This window comes from Aquabacter spiritensis, from assembly GCF_004346185.1.
Classification (GTDB): Bacteria; Pseudomonadota; Alphaproteobacteria; order Rhizobiales; family Xanthobacteraceae; genus Aquabacter; species Aquabacter spiritensis.
This window is the reverse complement of record NZ_SMAI01000001.1, coordinates 92,421-110,016: the sequence shown is the minus strand read 5'-3', so window position 1 is coordinate 110,016 and position 17,596 is coordinate 92,421. Positions and strand designations below refer to the sequence as shown.

At 67.3% G+C, this 17,596-nt stretch carries 18 protein-coding genes and 1 tRNA gene; 6 read left to right on the top strand and 13 right to left on the bottom strand.

What is annotated here, in order from left to right; all coding sequences use genetic code 11:
• Positions 1-82 precede the first annotated feature (82 nt).
• Positions 83-673: a protein-S-isoprenylcysteine O-methyltransferase gene (locus EDC64_RS00515; protein ID WP_132028476.1), complete on the bottom strand. Its 591-nt coding sequence runs from the start codon at positions 671-673 to the stop codon at positions 83-85.
• Entirely contained in the window at positions 670-1,902 is a 1,233-nt protein-coding gene (locus EDC64_RS00510) for a hypothetical protein (protein WP_132028473.1), read from the bottom strand. Before EDC64_RS00510 ends, EDC64_RS00515 begins: the two co-directional genes overlap by 4 nt.
• A gap of 141 nt (positions 1,903-2,043) precedes the next feature.
• Here EDC64_RS00510 and EDC64_RS00505 point away from each other — a divergent pair, with 141 nt between their 5' ends.
• Positions 2,044-2,946: a glycosyltransferase family 2 protein gene (locus EDC64_RS00505; RefSeq protein ID WP_132028470.1), complete on the top strand. Its 903-nt coding sequence runs from the start codon at positions 2,044-2,046 to the stop codon at positions 2,944-2,946.
• 79 nt (positions 2,947-3,025) lie between these two features.
• Positions 3,026-4,948, top strand: a complete 1,923-nt coding sequence (gene dxs, locus EDC64_RS00500; RefSeq protein WP_132028467.1) for a 1-deoxy-D-xylulose-5-phosphate synthase — start codon at positions 3,026-3,028, stop codon at positions 4,946-4,948.
• Positions 4,949-4,978: 30 nt separating this feature from the next.
• Here the strand turns inward: dxs and EDC64_RS00495 are convergent, their stop codons facing one another.
• Both EDC64_RS00495 and EDC64_RS00490 read right to left on the bottom strand, forming a co-directional pair.
• The gene (locus EDC64_RS00495) at positions 4,979-5,464 is read right to left on the bottom strand and encodes a hypothetical protein (protein WP_132028464.1); all 486 of its coding nucleotides are present in this window, start codon (positions 5,462-5,464) and stop codon (positions 4,979-4,981) included.
• 157 nt (positions 5,465-5,621) lie between these two features.
• Positions 5,622-6,146, bottom strand: coding sequence for a hypothetical protein (locus EDC64_RS00490; RefSeq protein WP_132028461.1), 525 nt, complete (start codon positions 6,144-6,146; stop codon positions 5,622-5,624).
• Between the two features lie 241 nt (positions 6,147-6,387).
• Between EDC64_RS00490 and EDC64_RS00485 the strand changes: the two genes are divergently transcribed.
• On the top strand, positions 6,388-7,116 hold the full coding sequence (locus EDC64_RS00485; protein ID WP_132028458.1) for a TlyA family RNA methyltransferase: 729 nt from the start codon (positions 6,388-6,390) through the stop codon (positions 7,114-7,116).
• Complete coding sequence (locus EDC64_RS00480) at positions 7,113-8,336, top strand: class I SAM-dependent RNA methyltransferase (protein WP_132028455.1); 1,224 nt, start codon at positions 7,113-7,115, stop codon at positions 8,334-8,336. The genes EDC64_RS00485 and EDC64_RS00480 overlap by 4 nt, the downstream gene beginning before the upstream one ends.
• 53 nt (positions 8,337-8,389) lie before the next feature.
• Here the strand turns inward: EDC64_RS00480 and EDC64_RS00475 are convergent, their stop codons facing one another.
• From EDC64_RS00475 to aroC, 3 genes are all read right to left on the bottom strand, one after another.
• Positions 8,390-9,208, bottom strand: a complete 819-nt coding sequence (locus tag EDC64_RS00475; protein WP_132028452.1) for a DUF1194 domain-containing protein — start codon at positions 9,206-9,208, stop codon at positions 8,390-8,392.
• Positions 9,209-9,459: 251 nt separating this feature from the next.
• The gene (gene ribB / locus EDC64_RS00470) at positions 9,460-10,770 is read right to left on the bottom strand and encodes a 3,4-dihydroxy-2-butanone-4-phosphate synthase (protein WP_132028449.1); all 1,311 of its coding nucleotides are present in this window, start codon (positions 10,768-10,770) and stop codon (positions 9,460-9,462) included.
• A 68-nt stretch (positions 10,771-10,838) separates the two neighbouring features.
• A complete protein-coding gene (aroC, locus tag EDC64_RS00465) occupies positions 10,839-11,951 on the bottom strand; it encodes a chorismate synthase (protein ID WP_132028446.1) in 1,113 nt (370 codons plus the stop codon).
• Between the two features lie 144 nt (positions 11,952-12,095).
• Here aroC and EDC64_RS00460 point away from each other — a divergent pair, with 144 nt between their 5' ends.
• Complete coding sequence (locus EDC64_RS00460) at positions 12,096-13,409, top strand: hemolysin family protein (protein WP_132028443.1); 1,314 nt, start codon at positions 12,096-12,098, stop codon at positions 13,407-13,409.
• Positions 13,410-13,416: 7 nt separating this feature from the next.
• Here EDC64_RS00460 and EDC64_RS00455 read toward each other — a convergent pair whose 3' ends face one another.
• Genes EDC64_RS00455 through fabI form a run of 4 tightly spaced genes read right to left on the bottom strand, consistent with a single transcriptional unit; the run spans position 13,417 to position 15,854 of the window.
• Positions 13,417-13,998, bottom strand: coding sequence for a histidine phosphatase family protein (locus EDC64_RS00455; RefSeq protein ID WP_132028440.1), 582 nt, complete (start codon positions 13,996-13,998; stop codon positions 13,417-13,419).
• Positions 13,995-14,438 (bottom strand): hypothetical protein, encoded by a 444-nt coding sequence (locus tag EDC64_RS00450; protein ID WP_132028437.1) that lies wholly within the window; start codon positions 14,436-14,438, stop codon positions 13,995-13,997. Before EDC64_RS00450 ends, EDC64_RS00455 begins: the two co-directional genes overlap by 4 nt.
• Before the next feature lie 28 nt (positions 14,439-14,466).
• Positions 14,467-15,015 carry a hypothetical protein gene (locus EDC64_RS00445; RefSeq protein ID WP_132028434.1) on the bottom strand — a complete coding sequence of 183 codons (549 nt, stop codon included), beginning with the start codon at positions 15,013-15,015 and terminating at the stop codon, positions 14,467-14,469.
• 11 nt (positions 15,016-15,026) lie between these two features.
• Positions 15,027-15,854, bottom strand: a complete 828-nt coding sequence (fabI, locus tag EDC64_RS00440) for an enoyl-ACP reductase FabI (protein ID WP_207915850.1) — start codon at positions 15,852-15,854, stop codon at positions 15,027-15,029.
• 141 nt (positions 15,855-15,995) lie between these two features.
• Between fabI and EDC64_RS00435 the strand changes: the two genes are divergently transcribed.
• Positions 15,996-16,072, top strand: a tRNA-Pro gene (locus EDC64_RS00435).
• Between the two features lie 486 nt (positions 16,073-16,558).
• Here the strand turns inward: EDC64_RS00435 and EDC64_RS00430 are convergent.
• Positions 16,559-16,912, bottom strand: a complete 354-nt coding sequence (locus EDC64_RS00430) for a hypothetical protein (RefSeq protein ID WP_132028431.1) — start codon at positions 16,910-16,912, stop codon at positions 16,559-16,561.
• Positions 16,913-17,008: 96 nt separating this feature from the next.
• A complete protein-coding gene (locus EDC64_RS00425; RefSeq protein WP_132028428.1) occupies positions 17,009-17,521 on the bottom strand; it encodes a hypothetical protein in 513 nt (170 codons plus the stop codon).
• Between the last annotated feature and the right edge of the window lie 75 nt (positions 17,522-17,596).

Below are 17,596 nucleotides of genomic sequence, written 5' to 3'. Positions count from 1 at the left end.
AAACCAGAGGATCATGCCGCTGCCATGCCTCGGCCTCGTCGTCGGCCGCAATAAGGGACGTCGGCGCTCCGGCCGTCGATCCTCAATACAGGTAGGGCACGACCCGTTTGGTGCGCGCGCAATACGCATCGTATTCGGCTCCGAACGCCTCGCGCATCATCGCCTCCTCCTCGCCGACGCGCAGGAAGAAGAGGATGCCGAAGCCGATCAGGCCGGAGAAACCGGCCAGCAGATTGGGCAGCAGCAGCGCCTGGGCGAGCGCCCACAGGAAGAAGGCGCTGTACATGGGATGACGCACGCGCGCATAGACGCCGCTCGTAATCAGCCGGTGGGCGTCGCGCAGCTCCAGCGTCACCGACCATTGCCGGCCGAGCGCCTTGTGGGTGCGCCAGAACAGCCAGAGCGCGGCGAGGAACACCAGGACACCGGCACCCACCTGGAGCGGGGAGGGCGCGTAGGACAAAGTGCGCGGAAACCCGGTCGCGACATAGAGTGCGGGAACGAGCCCGAGGCCGAGCGTCGAGATCGACAGCAGAACCGTCTCCCGGGCGGTGCGCCGCCGGGCATCGGCGACCCGGGTGCGCCGGGCCTTGAGCTGGAACGGGAGGCGGATCAGGAACCAGGCGAGCACGCCGATGGTCCATGCGATCTGGGTGAAGGCGAGGAGGCTCATGCGGCGCCGCGCTCCATGGTGGCACTGATCGCGCCGTCTGGTCCGAAGACGGCCATCGGCCCCGCCATCTCCGCCGCCAGCACCTCGAACCGCACCGGCGCGAAGATGAAAGCGTAGAAGTCGTAGGTCGCGCGGCGGTCGTTCGCGAGGAAGAACTGGCAATGCAGGCGCATGATGTCCAATCGGAATCTCGAAAAGGTCTCGGGGGTCATCATGTCGCGGATCCGGACCTGACGCACGAAGGGGCGCAGCAGGCCGTTCGCATTGCCGGCATGGCGCAGGGTGACCGGATTGACCTTGTAGAAGCTGACGATGTCGTCGCGGGCCTGGAACTCCACCCAATAGATCGGCTCGGCTTCGAACACCCGCCATGCCGCGCGGCGCAAGCGGGCGCCGGCCGGGTGAAGCGCGAACTTGGCCGCGGTCGAGCCGACGGTCAGTAGCCGCAGCGGCACTTTCTGCGGCAAATCGGGGTCGTTCTCCAGGGCGCAGGCGAGGAGACTGACCGCATGCATGGCACCGAGGCTGTGCCCCGCCACCACGATCTCGTCGACGCCGCCGGCCGCCGCGATCGCCTGCAGGCGCGCCGCGAACGCCGCCATCCGCGTTTCGATGGCCGGGTGGCGGCCGCGGACGAAATCCACCGAGAATTCCGCGAGGTCGAGCGACTGCTTCAGCCGCACCCGGGCGCCGAGCGTGCGCATCAAGCCGAGGAACACGATGGCCGCGGCGAGAAGTCCCAGTCCCAAAGCCGGGAGTGTCGACACCGGCGCGGCGGCGAACGCGACCCAGCCGGCCGAGACCGCGGCGGTCAGCATGACGAAGAGGACGAAATAAGTCAGCAGGAAGAAGATGCCGTAGCGGTGGCTGAACCGGAAATAACGCAGGATCGTGCCGGTCGCGATCATGTCGGCGATGGCGCGCAGGCCGCCGCGCAGATGCGACCAGCGGCTGCGCCGCATGTCGGCACGCACCAGATCGTCCCAGGCGAACATTTCGAAGCAGGTTTCGGTGGCCCAGCCCGGACCGGAGGCGCAAGCGGTCCAAAGCGCCCCGGTCGGGGTGCGGCGGGGATGTGCGTCGCAGCTCGCCGATGCCTGCCAAACCGTCCCGAAACGCGCCATCTCGCGCTGGAAGATGCGGTGATGGCCTTCGACGTCCATGGGGTCGTAGCCCGCCACGAACACGAAATGGCGGCGGAAGGGCGGGTCCTGGTCGCGCAGCGGCATGGTGCGCAGCCTTCTAGCGGAGGCGGCGGGGGGAGGAAAGGCCCGCCTGCGTCGCGCGCAGACGGCGGAGTGGATTGACCGAAGCCCGGCGGCTGCTACCTATCGGGCGATGCGCTTCCGCCGCCTGGCAGGGGATCCGACGTGAGGGGACACGACGTGCCGGACCTGGACGATGTGTCGGTGATCCTCGTGTCCTATGACAGCGGCGCTGTGATCGGCACGGCGGTGGCTTCGGTGCCGGCGCCCTGCGAGGTGGTGATCGTCGACAATGCAAGTCCCGGCGGGACCGGCTTTATGGATCATTTCGCCCGGCCGGCGCGGCTCGTCGCGATGCCGCGCAATGCCGGCTTCGGCGCGGCCTGCAATGCCGGAGCGCGGGTGGCCGGCGGCCGCTTTGTCCTGTTCCTCAATCCCGACGCCGTCCTCGCTCCCGGGGCGCTCGAACGCCTCTGCGCGGCCGTGGCGCGATACGGGACGGGCCTCTTCATGCCGGCCATCGAAGGCGAGAACGGCCGGTTGATGCGCAAGGAGGGGGCGATCTTCCAGCCCGTCGCGCGGCGCCGCCGGTTGAGAGAAGAGGAAATCGCAGGCGATTATTGCACGCATTTCGTGCATGGCGCTGCATTTCTCGTCGAGCGAGCGACTTTCCTCGAAATGGGCGGCTTCGACGAGCGGATCTTTCTCTATCACGAGGATGACGACCTCGCGCTGCGGGCGCAGGCGCGGCATCTGCCGATCATCGTCGTTCCCGATGCGCGGGTGGTGCATGCGGGCGGAAAGTCGACGTCCCCGGGCTGGCGGCGCACCTTCTGGATCAACCGCGAGAAACAGCGCTCCGAGCGCTATCTGCGTCACAAATATAGGCGACCTTCCTCATTTTCGGGGGATCTCGCACGGCTCCTCGGCGGTTGTCTTCTGGCCGCGCTGACCCTCGATGGCCACCGGCTGATGATCCGGGCCGGCAAGCTTGCCGGGCTTCTCGAAAGGACCCCTCCGGGGCAGGGCGCAGGCGCCTCCGTTGCACCGCGCGGGCCGGGCGTGTAAGCCTGAACGGCCATGAGCGCGGGAAAATCCGGCCCCGGCCGGCAATATCGGCGCTCGTGTCGCACAGGCGGAGTATGTCGTGTCGGCTTCCAGGACCCCGCTTCTCGATCAGGTGACGTCGCCGGCCGAACTGCGCGCGCTTCCTGACGACAAGCTGCAGCAGCTCGCGGACGAATTGCGCGCCGAGACAATCGATGCGGTGTCGGTGACCGGAGGCCATCTCGGCGCCGGGCTCGGCGTCGTCGAGCTGACGGTCGCTCTGCATCACGTCTTCGAGACTCCCAACGACCGGCTGATCTGGGATGTCGGCCATCAATGCTACCCGCACAAGATCCTCACCGGCCGGCGCGACCGCATCCGCACCCTGCGGCAGGGCGGGGGTCTTTCCGGATTCACCCGGCGGGTGGAGAGCGAATATGACCCGTTCGGCGCGGCGCACTCCTCGACCTCGATCTCGGCCGGGCTCGGCATGGCGGTGGCCCGCGACCTTTCGGGCGACCAGCGCAACATCGTCTGCGTGATCGGCGACGGCGCCATGTCCGCCGGCATGGCTTACGAGGCGATGAACAATGCCGGGGCCATGGACAGCCGGCTGATCGTCATTCTCAACGACAACGACATGTCGATCGCCCCCCCGACCGGGGCGATGTCGGCCTATCTCGCCCGGCTGATTTCAGGGCGCACCTATCTGTCGCTGCGCGAACTCGGCAAGCAGCTCTCGCGCCACATGCCGAAATTCGTCGAGCGCGGCGCCCAACGGGCCGAGGAGTTCGCGCGCGGCTTCTGGACCGGCGGCACGCTGTTCGAGGAGATGGGCTTCTATTATGTCGGCCCGATCGACGGCCACAATCTGGAGCATCTGCTTCCGGTTCTGCGCAATGTGCGGGACGCGAAAGCGGGGCCGATCCTTGTCCATGTGGTGACCCAGAAGGGCAAGGGTTACGCGCCGGCCGAGCGCTCGGCGGACAAATATCACGGCGTGGTCAAGTTCGACGTGGTGACCGGGACACAGGTGAAGGCCAAGTCCAACGCGCCGTCTTATACGCGCGTCTTCGCCGAGAGCCTGATCAGCGAGGCGCGCCGCGATCCCAAGGTGGTGGCGATCACCGCCGCCATGCCCTCCGGCACTGGTCTCGATCTGTTCGGTCAGGCCTATCCGGAGCGGACCTTCGATGTCGGCATCGCGGAGCAGCATGCCGTGACATTCGCCGCCGGACTTGCGGCGGAGGGCTACAAGCCGTTCTGCGCGCTCTATTCGACCTTTCTCCAGCGGGCCTACGATCAGGTCGTGCACGACGTCGCCATTCAGGGGCTGCCGGTGCGTTTCGCCATCGACCGTGCGGGGCTCGTGGGCGCGGATGGCGCGACCCATGCCGGCGCCTTCGACGTGGCGTTTCTCGCCTGCATTCCCGGCCTGACGATCATGGCGCCGTCCGACGAGGCGGAGCTGACCCATATGGTGGCGACCGCCGTCGCCCATGACGAGGGGCCGATCGCCTTCCGCTTTCCCCGTGGGGAAGGCGTCGGCGTCGAGCGGCCCGACCGGGGTGAAATTCTTCCCATCGGGCGCGGCCGCGTGGTGCGCGAAGGCTCGGACGTCGCCTTGGTCTCGCTCGGGACGCGGCTTGCGCCCTGTCTCGCCGCGGCTGACCGGCTCGCAGCGCTCGGCCGTTCGGCGACGGTTGTCGATGCGCGCTTCGCGAAGCCGCTGGACCGGGATCTCCTGCTTCGTCTCGCCCGTGAGCACGGCGTGCTGATCACGGTCGAAGAGGGCTCGATCGGCGGGTTCGGCAGTCAGGTCCTGCATCTGCTGAGCGAGGCCGGCGCCCTCGACCGGGGCCTGAAGGTTCGGTCCATGGTGCTGCCGGATCTGTTTCTCGACCAGGACACGCCGGATCGCCAGATCGCTCTGGCCGGGCTCAACGCCGACGCCATCGCCGCGAAGGCTCTCGCGCTGCTCGGCATGACCGAGGCGCGCACGCCGGTTCCGCGGCGCGCCTGACGGGCCTGCGCCGCGGCGCTCCGCGCGCGGCTACTGGCAGCTCGCCTCGAACTGGGCGAAGGCGTCCGGGGCGCCGTCGAGCACGATCTGCTGCTTGACGCCTTTCACCTCGACCGCCAGCACCTTGGCGCCGCCCAGCACGGCCTTGATGTCGGCCAGCTTTCCGCCGGCATCGACGTCGACGGCGGATCCTTCTCCGGCGATCGCCGTGCCGGAAAACTCCTTCTTCACCTTGCCTGCGGAGAGGATGATCTTGGCGGGGTCGCTGACCTTCAACCCCTTCGAGCCGACATGCGAGGAGACCAGAACGGTTGGATTTCCGCGCTCGCAGGTAAAGGAGAGCAACGAGGAATCGGCTTCCGGCACGCCGAAGGCCAGCACGGCGCCTTTGTCCGTATCGACGGCGCCCCATGTCATCTTGACCTGGGCCGTGGCCGGCAGCACCGAAGCGGCAAGAACAGTGAGGGCAAGAGCCGCACGTATCATGTCCTGATCCTTGTCTAGGGCCGCGTCCATCAGGTTCGATCCAGCTGATCCGCGGATACGCCCGAAAAATCTCAGAGGGAGACCGTTTTTCGATCCGGGGCGTAATCCTCCCGACCGGGACGTGCTCCAGGTTGGCGCGATCATACCCAGCCGCCGGGAAAGGGGAAGCCTCTCGCGACCGGCTTGGTTAGCGGGCGAAGCAGGCGGCCTCGAAATCGGCGAGACGCCCCCTGGCGGTTGCCAGCGGATAGGTCTGGGTCGCGGTCGGCATCTTCACGGTCAGCACGTCTCCGGCGCGGAACAGGTCGAAGACCCGGCGGTCGAGCGCCACCGCCGCCTCGACGACCAGCGTCCCGTCGCTCGCCCCGAGAAATGCCGTCGCCGCGAGTTCCAGCCGCCGCTTGCCGATGCTCAACGCGAGCGGCACCCCGTCGCCGGACGAGAAGGGCCGGCCGTCGACTTCGACGGCGAACTGGAGGAGGCGGGCGGAGGGCTGGCACGTGGCGGCGAAAACCGGGTCCGGATCGCGCGGTATACCGAAGCGCAGGACGAAGGTATCCTCCCCGCGCACGAGGCTCCAGACCCGCGGGTCTGGCGGCTCGGAGCGTTGGCGCGGCTTGAGCGGCGCCGCTTCGCCGATCCCCGCCGGGGGGAACAGTGCGACCAGCGCGAGAAGCGGGAGCGCGAACACGAGCGCGGGAACCGAAGGCATCGGGGCTCCGATCGGAAGGCGGGACAGGGGCGGCGGCCCCGAGGCGACACCGGTTCAACGGCACAGGTTGGGTAAAGGTTCGCGACGGAAGCGTCACAAAGGCGCGGGTGTTTTCGGATGGCGATGGCGTGCCGGCGGGCTTTCTCGCCACGCCGGCTTCCTTTAGAGAGGACACCATGGCGACATGGTGGCGGCGCCGCGCGGGCGAAGGCTTGGCGGGGCGCGGGAATTGACGAAAGAGATGGCGCGCGCGCGCATCGACAAGCTGCTGGTTGCCCGCGGGTTCTTCGAGAGCCGCGCGCGCGCGCAGACGGCGATCGAGAGCGGCCTGGTCACGGTCGACGGCGCCGTGATCTCGCGCGCCTCGGAAGCGGTGCCGACGGATGCCGCGATCGTGGCGCAGGCGCCCCATCCCTTCGTTTCACGCGGCGGCGTCAAGCTCGACGCAGCACTCGACGCCTTCGGCTTCGCTGTCGAAGGCCGTGTGGCGCTCGATGTCGGCGCCTCGACGGGCGGCTTCACCGACGTCCTGCTCCGGCGCGGCGCCCGGCGCGTCTACGCCGTCGATGTCGGGCGTGAACAATTTCACGCTTCGCTGCGTGATCACCCCTCCGTCAGGCTGTTGGAGAGCACGGATGCGCGGACCCTCTCCGCCGATCTGGTGCCGGATCCGATCGACCTCGTGGTCGCGGACGTGAGCTTCATTTCCCTCGCTTTGGTTCTCCCGGCGGCCTTGAGTCTGGTGCAACCCGGTGCGGGGTTGGTGGCGCTCGTCAAGCCGCAATTCGAGGCCGGGCCGGGCCGCGTGCGCAAGGGCATCGTGCGCGACCCGGCGGTCCATGAGGAAGTCTGCGCCCGCATCGCGGCGCATGTCGTCGACCTCGGCTGGCAGGTCAAAGGCCTCATTCCGTCCCCGATCACGGGTGGGGACGGCAATCGCGAATTTCTTCTCGGAGCCGTAAAGACATGATCGAAGCCGTCATCGCGCGCGTGGGCGCTCAGGGCGACGGCATCGCCGAGACCGAGGACGGACCGCTCTTCGCGCCCTTTACCCTACCCGGGGAAAGGGTGGAGGGCCGCCGCGACAAGGACATGCTGCGGGTGGAACGGATCCTCGCGGCGAGTGACGCCCGGGTAACGCCGGAATGCGGCCATTTCGGCCGCTGCGGGGGCTGTCTGCTCCAGCATTGGGGAGCCGACCCCTATCTCAGATGGAAGCGCGATCTCGTGGTCTTCGCCCTCGCGCGGGAGGGGGTGGAGACGGAGGTGAGGCCACTCGTCGATGCGCATGGCGCGGGGCGGCGGCGTGCCATCTTTCACGCCCGCCAAGCCGGCGCGCAGACCATCGTGGGCTTTGCCGAACGAAAATCCCACACCATGATCCCGATCGTCGCCTGTCCGGTGCTGGCCCCGGCGCTGGCGAACGCGCTTCCGGCAGCACGCGCGCTCGCCGAGGCGCTCGCGCCCCTGAAGAAGCCGCTCGACCTTCACGTCACCGCGACCGATGCGGGGATGGATGTCGACGTCCGCGGGTCCGGCCCAGTGCCGCCGATGATCGCCATGGATCTCGCGGCGATCGCCGCGCGCTTCGGGCTCGCGCGGCTGACGCGGCATGGCGAACTCGTCGCCCAGCGCGAGCCTCCTTTCGTCATGATGGGAGGGGCGCGCGTCACGCTTCCGCCCGCCTCCTTTCTCCAGGCGACGCAGGCGGGAGAGGACGCGCTCGCGGGTCTGGTGGCGGAAGCGCTCGCGGGCGCAAGCCATGTGGCGGATCTGTTCTGCGGCGTCGGCACCTTCGCGCTGCGTCTCGCCGCGCGCGCCCGGGTCGCGGCGTTCGAGAGCAATGGCGGGGCGATTGCGGCGCTCGCGCGGGCGGGCGCAGCGACCGCGGGCCTCAAGCGCATCGATGCGGAGGTGCGAGACCTGTTCCGGCGCCCGCTTCTGGCCGAGGAGCTGGCGCGGTACGACGCCGTGGCGATCGATCCTCCGCGCCAGGGCGCCGAGGCGCAGGCCCGGGAACTCGGCCGCGCGCGGCTGGCGCGGGTGGCTTATGTCTCATGTAGCGTCGCGACCTTTGCCCGCGACGCCAAGATCTTGACCGCGGCGGGGTTTGACCTGCGCCACGTGGTTCCGATCGATCAATTCCGCTATTCGCCCCATGTCGAACTGGTGGGGGTGTTCGAGCGGTAAGCCTGAGCGGAAGAAGGGCGCGCCCCGGATCGGATCGGGGAGAAGGGTGCGGCCTAATTGTTCCAATGTTCCTGCCACATCCGCTCGCCGATGAGACAGGAGACACGGGGCGGTTCGGCGGCGGGGATGATGCGCGAAGGCGCCGGTTGGGGCCGGACGCCGGCCACTTCGAGCACCAACTTGGTCTTGATGGCACGGGCGAATTCGCTCGGCGCGCGGACCGGAATGACGAAGGCACCGGGGCCGCCGATCACGCAGTCCTCGTAATAGAGGTCGAGTTCCGGCACATCCATCGCGGCATTTGTACTGCGCTTGAGCAGCAGCGGAAGGCCGTTGATGGTGATGCCGCGGGTCACCAGATCGTCGCGGACCCGGGTCACGGGTGGCCCTTGATTGTTGACCCCGTCTCCAGACACGTCGATCACGTTGCGCAGACCACGATACCCGCTGGTCTTGAAGAGATCGGCGGAGAATTTCAGCGCCCCGGAGATCGACGTTCGATAGGCCCGCCGCAGCGGCGTGGCGCGGACGGCATCGGAAAACGCCTTGGCACTGTCCGGTCCGTCGACGATCTGCCAGCCGATGACCAGACGCTGTTCCTGTTCGCCGGCCCATTCGACATAGGACAAAGCGATCCGCCCGCGCGGTCCGAGGCGCAAGGCGTCCAGGAACTCGCGCGAGACGAGCGCATCGGCATAGCCGTCGCGCTGCAAGGCCTGCTCTTCCGGATCCATGGAATAGGAAATGTCCACCGCGAGGACGAGCTGGACATCGACATAATTGTCGACCTTCTGCGCCGCCGCCGGGGCAGCGCACAGGAGGCCGGCGAGGACCGCGAACACGGACGCGACGCTGAACTTCCGCTGTGCCATGGCTCCTCCAGAGGAACGGCCGCAGGAATTGTGCGTCGCATCATGCTGCCACCAAGTGGCGCGGCCGGGAAGAGGTTAGCCGACACTTTCTTTCGATCCGGCGCGGCCGAGGCCGTTGCGCGGTGCTCCGCTGCCGTCCCGGCTTCCGCCTCCCGGTGTGGGGCGGGTCGATGCCTCGGGCCAAAGGAATGGCGGCTGTTGACGGGGAGGCGCGACATTCCGTGTCGCGCCCCTGGGGATCGGCGCGCCCGTCAGGATTCGAGCGTCTCGGTCTCGACGATTTCGATCCCGAAACCGGCGAGGCCGACATAAGTCCGGGTTTTCGAGGCGAGGATGCGGATCGAGACCACGCCGAGATCGCGCAGGATTTGCGCGCCGAGGCCCACTTCCCGCCAATGCTGGTCCCGCTCCGCTTCGCTGGCGCTCTTGTCATTGTGGCCCATCGCGGTCGGCGGGACGCCCGAGGTGCCGTCGCGCAGATAGACCAGCACGCCGCGCCCCTCGGCCTTGATCCGCTCCAGCGCCTTTTGCACCGCCTTAGCGCCGCCGAAAGCGTCGGCGATCGGATCGGCGCGGTGCAGCCGGACCAACACATTCTCGCCGTCGCCGATGCGGCCCAGCACCACGGCGAGATGGTTCACGTTCTCGAACGGCGTCATGAAGGAATAGCCCTTCATATCGCCGATCGAGGTGGGCACGGAGAATTCCGCCGACCGGTTGACCAGCTTCTCGCGCGCCTGGCGATAGGCGATGAGATCGGCGACCGAGATCCGCAGGAGCCCGTGGCGCTCGGCAAAGGCGGTAACCTGGGGGCCGCGCTGCACGGTGCCGTCGTCATTGACGAGTTCGGCGATGACGCCGATCGGCGGCAGCCCCGCCAGTCGGCAGAGATCGACCGCCGCTTCGGTATGGCCGGAGCGCATCAGCACGCCGCCTTCCTTGGCGATCAGGGGAAAGACATGGCCGGGCCGCACGAAATCGGCCGCGCCCATGTTGGGGTTGGCCAGCGCGCGCACGGTGTTGGTGCGCTCTTCGGCGGAAATTCCGGTCGTAGTGCCATGGCGGACGTCGACCGAGACCGTGAAGGCGGTTCCCATCGGCGCGTCATTGTTGGCCACCATCGGCTCCAGCCGAAGCCTCTTGGCCTCCGACGGGGGGAGGGGGGTGCAGACGATGCCGGATGTGTTGCGAATGACGAACGCCATCTTCTCCGGTGTGGTCAGCGAGGCGGCGAGGATGAGGTCGCCCTCATTTTCCCGGTCGTCATCGTCGGTGACGACGACGATGTCGCCCCGCGCGATGGCCTCGATGGCGGATTGGACGCGAGACTGGACGCTGTCGATCACGGGAACACCTCGAATGCGCGGCGGCTGAAGGCCGAGAATGTCGTTGGGGGTTACGGCCTGTCCGGTGGCGGCAGCGATCCGCTCCGCGGTCTCGCGGGAGACCCAGGGACGGGCGTCGTTGCACAGGGACGTCACGCTGGCGGGCGACAATCCGATCAAGCGCGCAAAGGCGCTGCGACTCGTCCCCGTGCTTTCCAGCCATTCCGTCAGCTTCATGACGGGACGTTAGCAAACCTCGATTTCAGCAGCAATGAAATTCGAAAAATTTTCAGTGTCACTGAAATCTAGCGCGGGAAAGGCCAGAGGGGGGTGTCGCCGACCTGACCGCGATGTCGCAGAAAATGATCCGCCAGGACGCATGCAAGCATGGCTTCGCCGACCGGCACGGCCCGGATTCCGACGCAGGGATCGTGCCGGCCCTTGGTGACGAGGTCGGTCTCCTCCCCGAATTTGTCGACCGTCCGGCGCGGTGTGAGGATTGAGGAGGTCGGCTTGACGGCGAAACGGGCCACGATCGGGGCCCCGGTGGAAATGCCACCGAGAATGCCGCCGGCATGGTTGGCGAGAAAGACCGGCCGCCCCTCGTTTCCCCGCCGCATCTCGTCGGCATTCTCCTCGCCGCTGAGGCTTGCGGCGGCGAAGCCGTCGCCGATCTCCACGCCCTTGACCGCATTGATGCCCATCAGGGCCGCCGCGATATCGGCATCGAGCTTACCGTAGATCGGCGCTCCGAGCCCCGGCGGGACCCCCTCGGCCACGAGTTCCACCACGGCGCCCACCGACGAGCCGGACTTGCGGATCCCGTCGAGATATTCGGTCCAGAGCGGTACGGTGCCGGGATCGGGGCAGAAGAACGGGTTGTTCGGCACCTCGTCCCAATCCCAGCGGCTGCGGTCGACCTCGATCGTTCCAATGCGCACCAGCGCGCCACGCACCGTGACCTGGGGCAGAAGCTTCGCCGCGAGCGCGCCCGCGGCGACCCGCATGGCGGTCTCACGTGCCGACGACCGGCCGCCACCGCGGTGATCGCGCAGCCCGTACTTTGCGTCATAGGTATAATCCGCATGGCCGGGGCGGTAACTTCCTGCGATCTCAGAATAATCCTTCGAGCGCTGATCGACATTGTCGATCTGCATCGCCACCGGCGTTCCCGTCGTGACGAGCCCGCCGTCGGGATGGTCCATCGTGCCGGAGAGAATGCGGACCGTGTCCGGCTCGCGCCGCTGCGTTGTGAAGCGGGACTGGCCCGGCCGGCGCCGGTCGAGTGCGCTCTGGATATCCGCGACGCTGAAGCGCAGGCCGGGCGGACACCCATCGACGACGCAGCCGATCGCCGGGCCGTGGCTTTCGCCATAGGTGGTGACCCGGAACAGATGCCCGAACGTGTTGAACGACATGCGTCTCGCTTCCCAATCGATGCCGCTGTCTAGATGAGTTTGCGCCAAAGATGAAGGCGCGGGCACCCATGCGCGGGATCGCACACCCCTGACCGATTTCCGATATGCTATAGAGGCTCTGCGAAAGGTTCCCAGCGCCTCCCCATGCCTATCATCGAAATCCTGATCGTTCTCCTGCTCGTGCTGCTCAATGCGGTGCTCGCGGCAGCCGAACTGTCCATCGTTTCCGCCCGTCCCGCGCGCTTGCGGTCCCTGGCGGACCGCGGCACCAAGGGCGCCCATACCGCGATGACCCTCGCCGCCGACCCCGGGCGATTTCTGTCGACGGTTCAGATCGGAATCACCCTCATCGGGATTCTCGCAGGCGCGTTTTCGGGTGCGAGCCTGGGGCAGTATCTGGGCATCAGTCTTGCCGATTGGGGCATGCCGCAGCGGATCGCGGAGCCGATCGGATACACCGTCGCCGTTGCCGGCATCACATATATCTCGCTCGTGATCGGCGAACTCATCCCGAAGCGAATGGCGTTGCGCAACCCGGAGCGCCTCGCCTGTGTGCTCGCACCTATTATGAATACGTTGTCACGGGTCGCCGCTCCGGCGGTGTGGCTGCTCGATCTCTCGACCCAGTTGGTTCTGCGCCTGCTGGGAGAAAGCACGCATCAGAACGGCAGCGTCACCGACGAGGAGATCCGCGCGATCATCAAGGAGGCCGAGGGGGCGGGGGTCATCGATCCGGCCGAGCGGCGGATGATTTCGGGCGTCATGCGGCTTGCGGATCGTCCCGTGACCGCGATCATGACGGCGCGCCCCGATGTCGAATGGGTCGACATTTCCGGGGACGCGGACGAGGTGCGTCAGACTCTCCTCAGCGTGCCGCACAGCCGCCTCCCGGCCTGCGACAAGTCGCCCGAAGAGACGTTGGGCGTCATTCAAGCCAAGCGCCTGCTCAATGCCTATCTGAGAGGCGAGACGCCCGATCCCCGCGCCTTCGTGGAGCCTGTCCCCTTCATCGTCGAAACGGTGGGAGCGCTGGAAGCGATGCGCGTGCTGCGCAGCGCGGAAGTGCCGATGGGCATCGTCGTGGACGAATATGGCGACATGGTCGGCGTCGTCACCGGCTACGACCTCCTCATCGCCATTACAGGTTCGATTCCGGAGACTGATCATGTTCACGAGCGGCATGTCGTCGTTCGCCAGGACGGCTCGCTTCTGATTTCGGGCGAGACCCCGGTGGACGAATTGCGCGAGGTGCTCGACGCCGAACTTCCGGTGGATCGCGGCTTCCACACAGTCGCCGGCTTCGCGCTCTCGCAGATCAAGGAATTGCCCGAAGTGGGGGCGGTCTTCGACGCCTATGGCTGGCGCTTCGAGATCGTCGATATGGACGGCCGGCGCATCGACAAGCTGCTCGCCTTCCGCCCTCCGGTCCTGCACCGCCAGAAGACCGAGGGCGCCTGATCGCGGGCTATTCGGCGACCCGGAACCGGCCGCCGGCGAGGACATAGACCGCGCCCTGTCGGACGGGGACGAGGGTCGCTTCGCTCTGCGGCATGCCTGCGTGCGCGTGGAGCAAGGCGCGGATCACCCCGCCATGTGTCACCACCACCGCCTCGCCGGGCAGCCGCGCCACCGCCGCCGCCGCCCGCGCGCTCAGATCGGCGTAGCTCTCGCCCTCCGGCGGCACGAAGGTCCAGGGCTCGCGATCGCGCGCCCGCACATGGGTGGGAAAGCGATGCCGGACTTCCGGCCAGGTCAAGCCCTCCCAGCGGCCGAACGAGAGTTCGGCGAGATCGCCGTCCTGGGCGAATTCGGCGGCCGGCAGGTCGAGCGTGGTGCGCAGGATGCGCATGGTCTCGATCGCGCGCAGAAGGGGGCTCGACACGAAGGAGAAGCCGCGCACATCCCCGGCGAGCTGGCTCAGGACCCTTCCAACTTGGGCCGCCTGCGACCTCCCGAGCGCATTGAGCGCGATGTCGCGGCGGCCCTGGAGGCGGCCTGCGATGTTCCAATCGGTTTCGCCGTGGCGAACCAGGAACAGCCGTGTCATCGCCCTGAGAGAACCAGTATGTGCTCGTACCATTGGCCGAGCGGAGGATAGGTCACGCGGATCGTCGCCTCACCGGTTCCGGTGCCGGTGACGAGGGTTCCCTGGACCATCTTGCCGAGGCAGACGAGATAGCCGTAATCCGTCCCCGTGACCGCGAAGGCTCCGGGCTGGACCGTCAGCTGGACGCCGGGCGAGGTCCTGATCACCGAAATCGCCGCCGGGCCGAGGCTGGTACATTGCTGATTTGCGGTGCCTGCCGCGAACAGGACGCCGTCAGCCCCCCCGCCGGTATAATAATTCACGACATAGGCGTCGGGGTCGTTGTCCATCCAGGCGCGCACGGGATCGGCGCCGGCGAGGGCGAGGCAGACCAGCGCCGCGCCAAATGCCGCGGAGCGGGCCATCGCGGGTGGCAGCTTCTTGGCGACCGCTCCGATCATCTGCGCATCCGAGCCGGATCCTTCAGCCTCACCGGGAGGGCACTTCTACCACATGGTCGTACCAGGCGCCGAGATGGGGGTAGGTCACGCGGAGAGCGATCTTTACTCCTCCCTTCGGCGGGCGGCCGACGAAGCGCACCACCGCCCCCTCGACACGGCGGCCGAGGCAGAAGGTGGACCCGGCATCGGTGGCGGTTGCAACGAAGGCGCCGGGCGTCACCACCACCTTGCCCCGCGGCGGCGCGCTCAGAATGGTAATGGTTGGGCGCTGCTCGGTCTGGCACAGGAAATCGACGGTGGCGGCGCCGAAGGCGATGCCCTTCGGTCCGCCGGCCGCTCCGGTCAGATAGGCGATGCTGGATTCCGACGGCGTCACATAATTCGGAAAAACCGCGCCGCCGGGGCCGAGGATGCGGTCGCGCAGCGGATATTCCTGGAAGCTGGGTGGGCTCTGGGCGAAGGCGGGAGAGGGTATGCCGAGAAGAAAGGCGACCAGCGCCGCGCCCATGCCGCAGAGAAGGCGCGACGCCTCGCGCCAGCGGAACAGGGCTGCGACAGAACTGCGCGACCGGCCCATCCGAGCCTCCCTCATTCGCGGACCAGCGCCAGATCCGGCGCGTCCGGGTGCTTCATGCCGACGATATGATAGCCCGCATCGACGTGGTGTACCTCCCCCGTTACGCCCCGCGACAGGTCGGAGAGGAGATAAACGCCGGCGTCGCCCACCTCGTCCGTGCTTACAGTCCGGCGGAGCGGCGAGTTCAACTCGTTCCATTTCAGGATATAGCGGAAGTCGCCGATCCCCGAAGCCGCCAGGGTCTTGATCGGCCCGGCGGAGATGGCGTTGACGCGGATATTCTTTGGTCCGAGGTCCGCGGCGAGATAACGCACGCTGGCCTCGAGCGCCGCCTTCGCGACCCCCATGACGTTGTAGTGCGGCATCCATTTCTCCGCCCCGTAATAGGTGAGGGTGAGAAGCGATCCACCGTTCGTCATCAGCTTCTCCGCACGCTGGGCGATGGCGGTGAAGGAGTAGCAGGAAATGAACATGGTCTTGCTGAAATTGTCCGCCGTGGTGTCGACATAGCGGCCGTCCAGTTCATCCTTGTTGGAAAAGGCGATGGCGTGCACCAGGAAATCGAGGCGGCCGAACAGCCGTTCGGTTTCCGCGAAGACCGCGTCCAGACTTGCGGGTTCTGTGACGTCGCAATGCCCGACCACATGGCCGCCCAGCTCGGCGGCCAACGGCGCAACCCGCTTCTTCAACGCTTCACCCTGATAGGTCAGCGCCACCTCGGCGCCGTGCGCGCGCGCGGCCTTGGCGATTCCATAGGCGATGGACCGATTGTTGGCGACGCCGAGGATCAGCCCACGCTTTCCCGCCATGAGACCGCTCGCGTCGCCATCCTTCGCCATTTTCGGTTACTCCCTTGAACCGCCTATCACCCGTGACGGGCGGCTTCGTATGACATGGGGGCGTGGGGGGTTCAAGCGAAGCGGCGCGCGTTCGGCCTTGCCTCCCGGCCACAGCGCATGCTAGAGGCAGCCTCCTTACTTCGGAGTGTAGCGCAGTCCGGTAGCGCACCACGTTCGGGACGTGGGGGTCGCAGGTTCAAATCCTGCCACTCCGACCAGTAAATCCAGGGCCTCTCTGTTCCCGACAGATCCCTTCCTTCAAACGTTTTCGCAGAACCGCTGGGTGAACAGGCGCGTGACCGCGCGGCATCCCTTCTGCGTCGCCGGATCCCGGCGCCTCATGGCGAATCGCTGGAGCCCGACTGATCGGGGCAAGCGATCCCGCCGGGGAATTTGCCTTAAGAGGTTGAGAAAGGACGTTTTCCGTCAAGCGGCCGGGCCGATCGAGGCGTGCCTCGGCCGCCTCGCGCAAAACGAATCGCAGGTCATCGGGAGGCCGGGTCGGCCGGCGCGGCGGCGATTCGCGTCTCACGCCGCCACGGCCCGGGCCCGCGGCTCTTTTCGGTCTCAAAGGAGGCGACCGGCTTGAAGCGACGCCGGTCGGTTCACGCCGATTCTGCGCAGGAAAGGAACCTTTGAGCGAATCGGAATCGGTACTCCCGGCACCGGCCGGCGGGTGCGCCGGCCGGCCGCGGGGGAGAGGGTCAGGCCGCCGGCTCGACGGCAGATCCCCGGAGAGCGGCTTCGATCGCCTCCACCTGGCGCGCAAAGTCCTCCGGCGCCGTGGCGACTCGGCGCAGTTCCATCGCCCAGGTGGGGTGGCGCAGCGTATAGGTGGTGAAGCGCGACGCGGCGCCGGTCTTCCGCAGCAGATGGTCCGACACTTTCGCCGGCAGCGCCTCGAGGACGAAGAACATGAGGCCGGGATGGGCCTTGGCGAAGTCCGCCATCGCCGCCCCCGCCGCCGTGAACCGGTCTTCGCCGATGAGGGCCGTCAGCGTCTCGATGAAACCCACCACTTCCGGCTTCTTTGCACCCGACGTTTCGACGCTCGTCATGGCCCGCTCCTCTCTCCCAATTTTCTCGGCCGCCCGCGGCGGCTGGCTGACATTTAGGATCGGGGCCCGCCGCCTTGAACGGGCCCCGCTCAAAAACTACCAGCCGCAGTGCAGGCCGCCATAGGGGCCGCGCCAGCAATGGCCGGGGCCGGCATACCACCAGTCGATGAACAGGCTCGCGGTCTGGCCGGACACCGGCTTGGCGTCGCTCAGAACCTTGATGGTGTACGTCAGCGTATCCCCCGACAGGACGGGGTCGGTGAGTTCGAGGACCGAGACCTGCGACTTGCCATCCGCTCCGGTCACCGAGAGCGTGGCGTTGGGCGGGTCCTTCTGGAAACTGTCCTTGCCGTCGGTCCAGAGCTTCACGAAGCTCGTGGTGGCGACGTCACCGGTCATTCGGTCCGGACGGTCGGCGAACATGATGGTCTGCGGCGCGACACCCTTCAGGACCAGCTTTGACCCGTCGACGGTGGCGGAATCCGCCGCCTGGACGAACAGCCAGTTCGCTGCCGGCATCTTTTCCTGCGCGCTCACGCCGATGATCGATGCAATGCCGGCGACCATCAAGGTGCCGGCGAACAGTGCCGACTTCACCCAATTCGTCATCGTACCCTCCCAATAAAGGATGGTCGGAGACTACCACTCCGCTTCCGGAATGGAACGGGTTTTCCTTCTGTTACA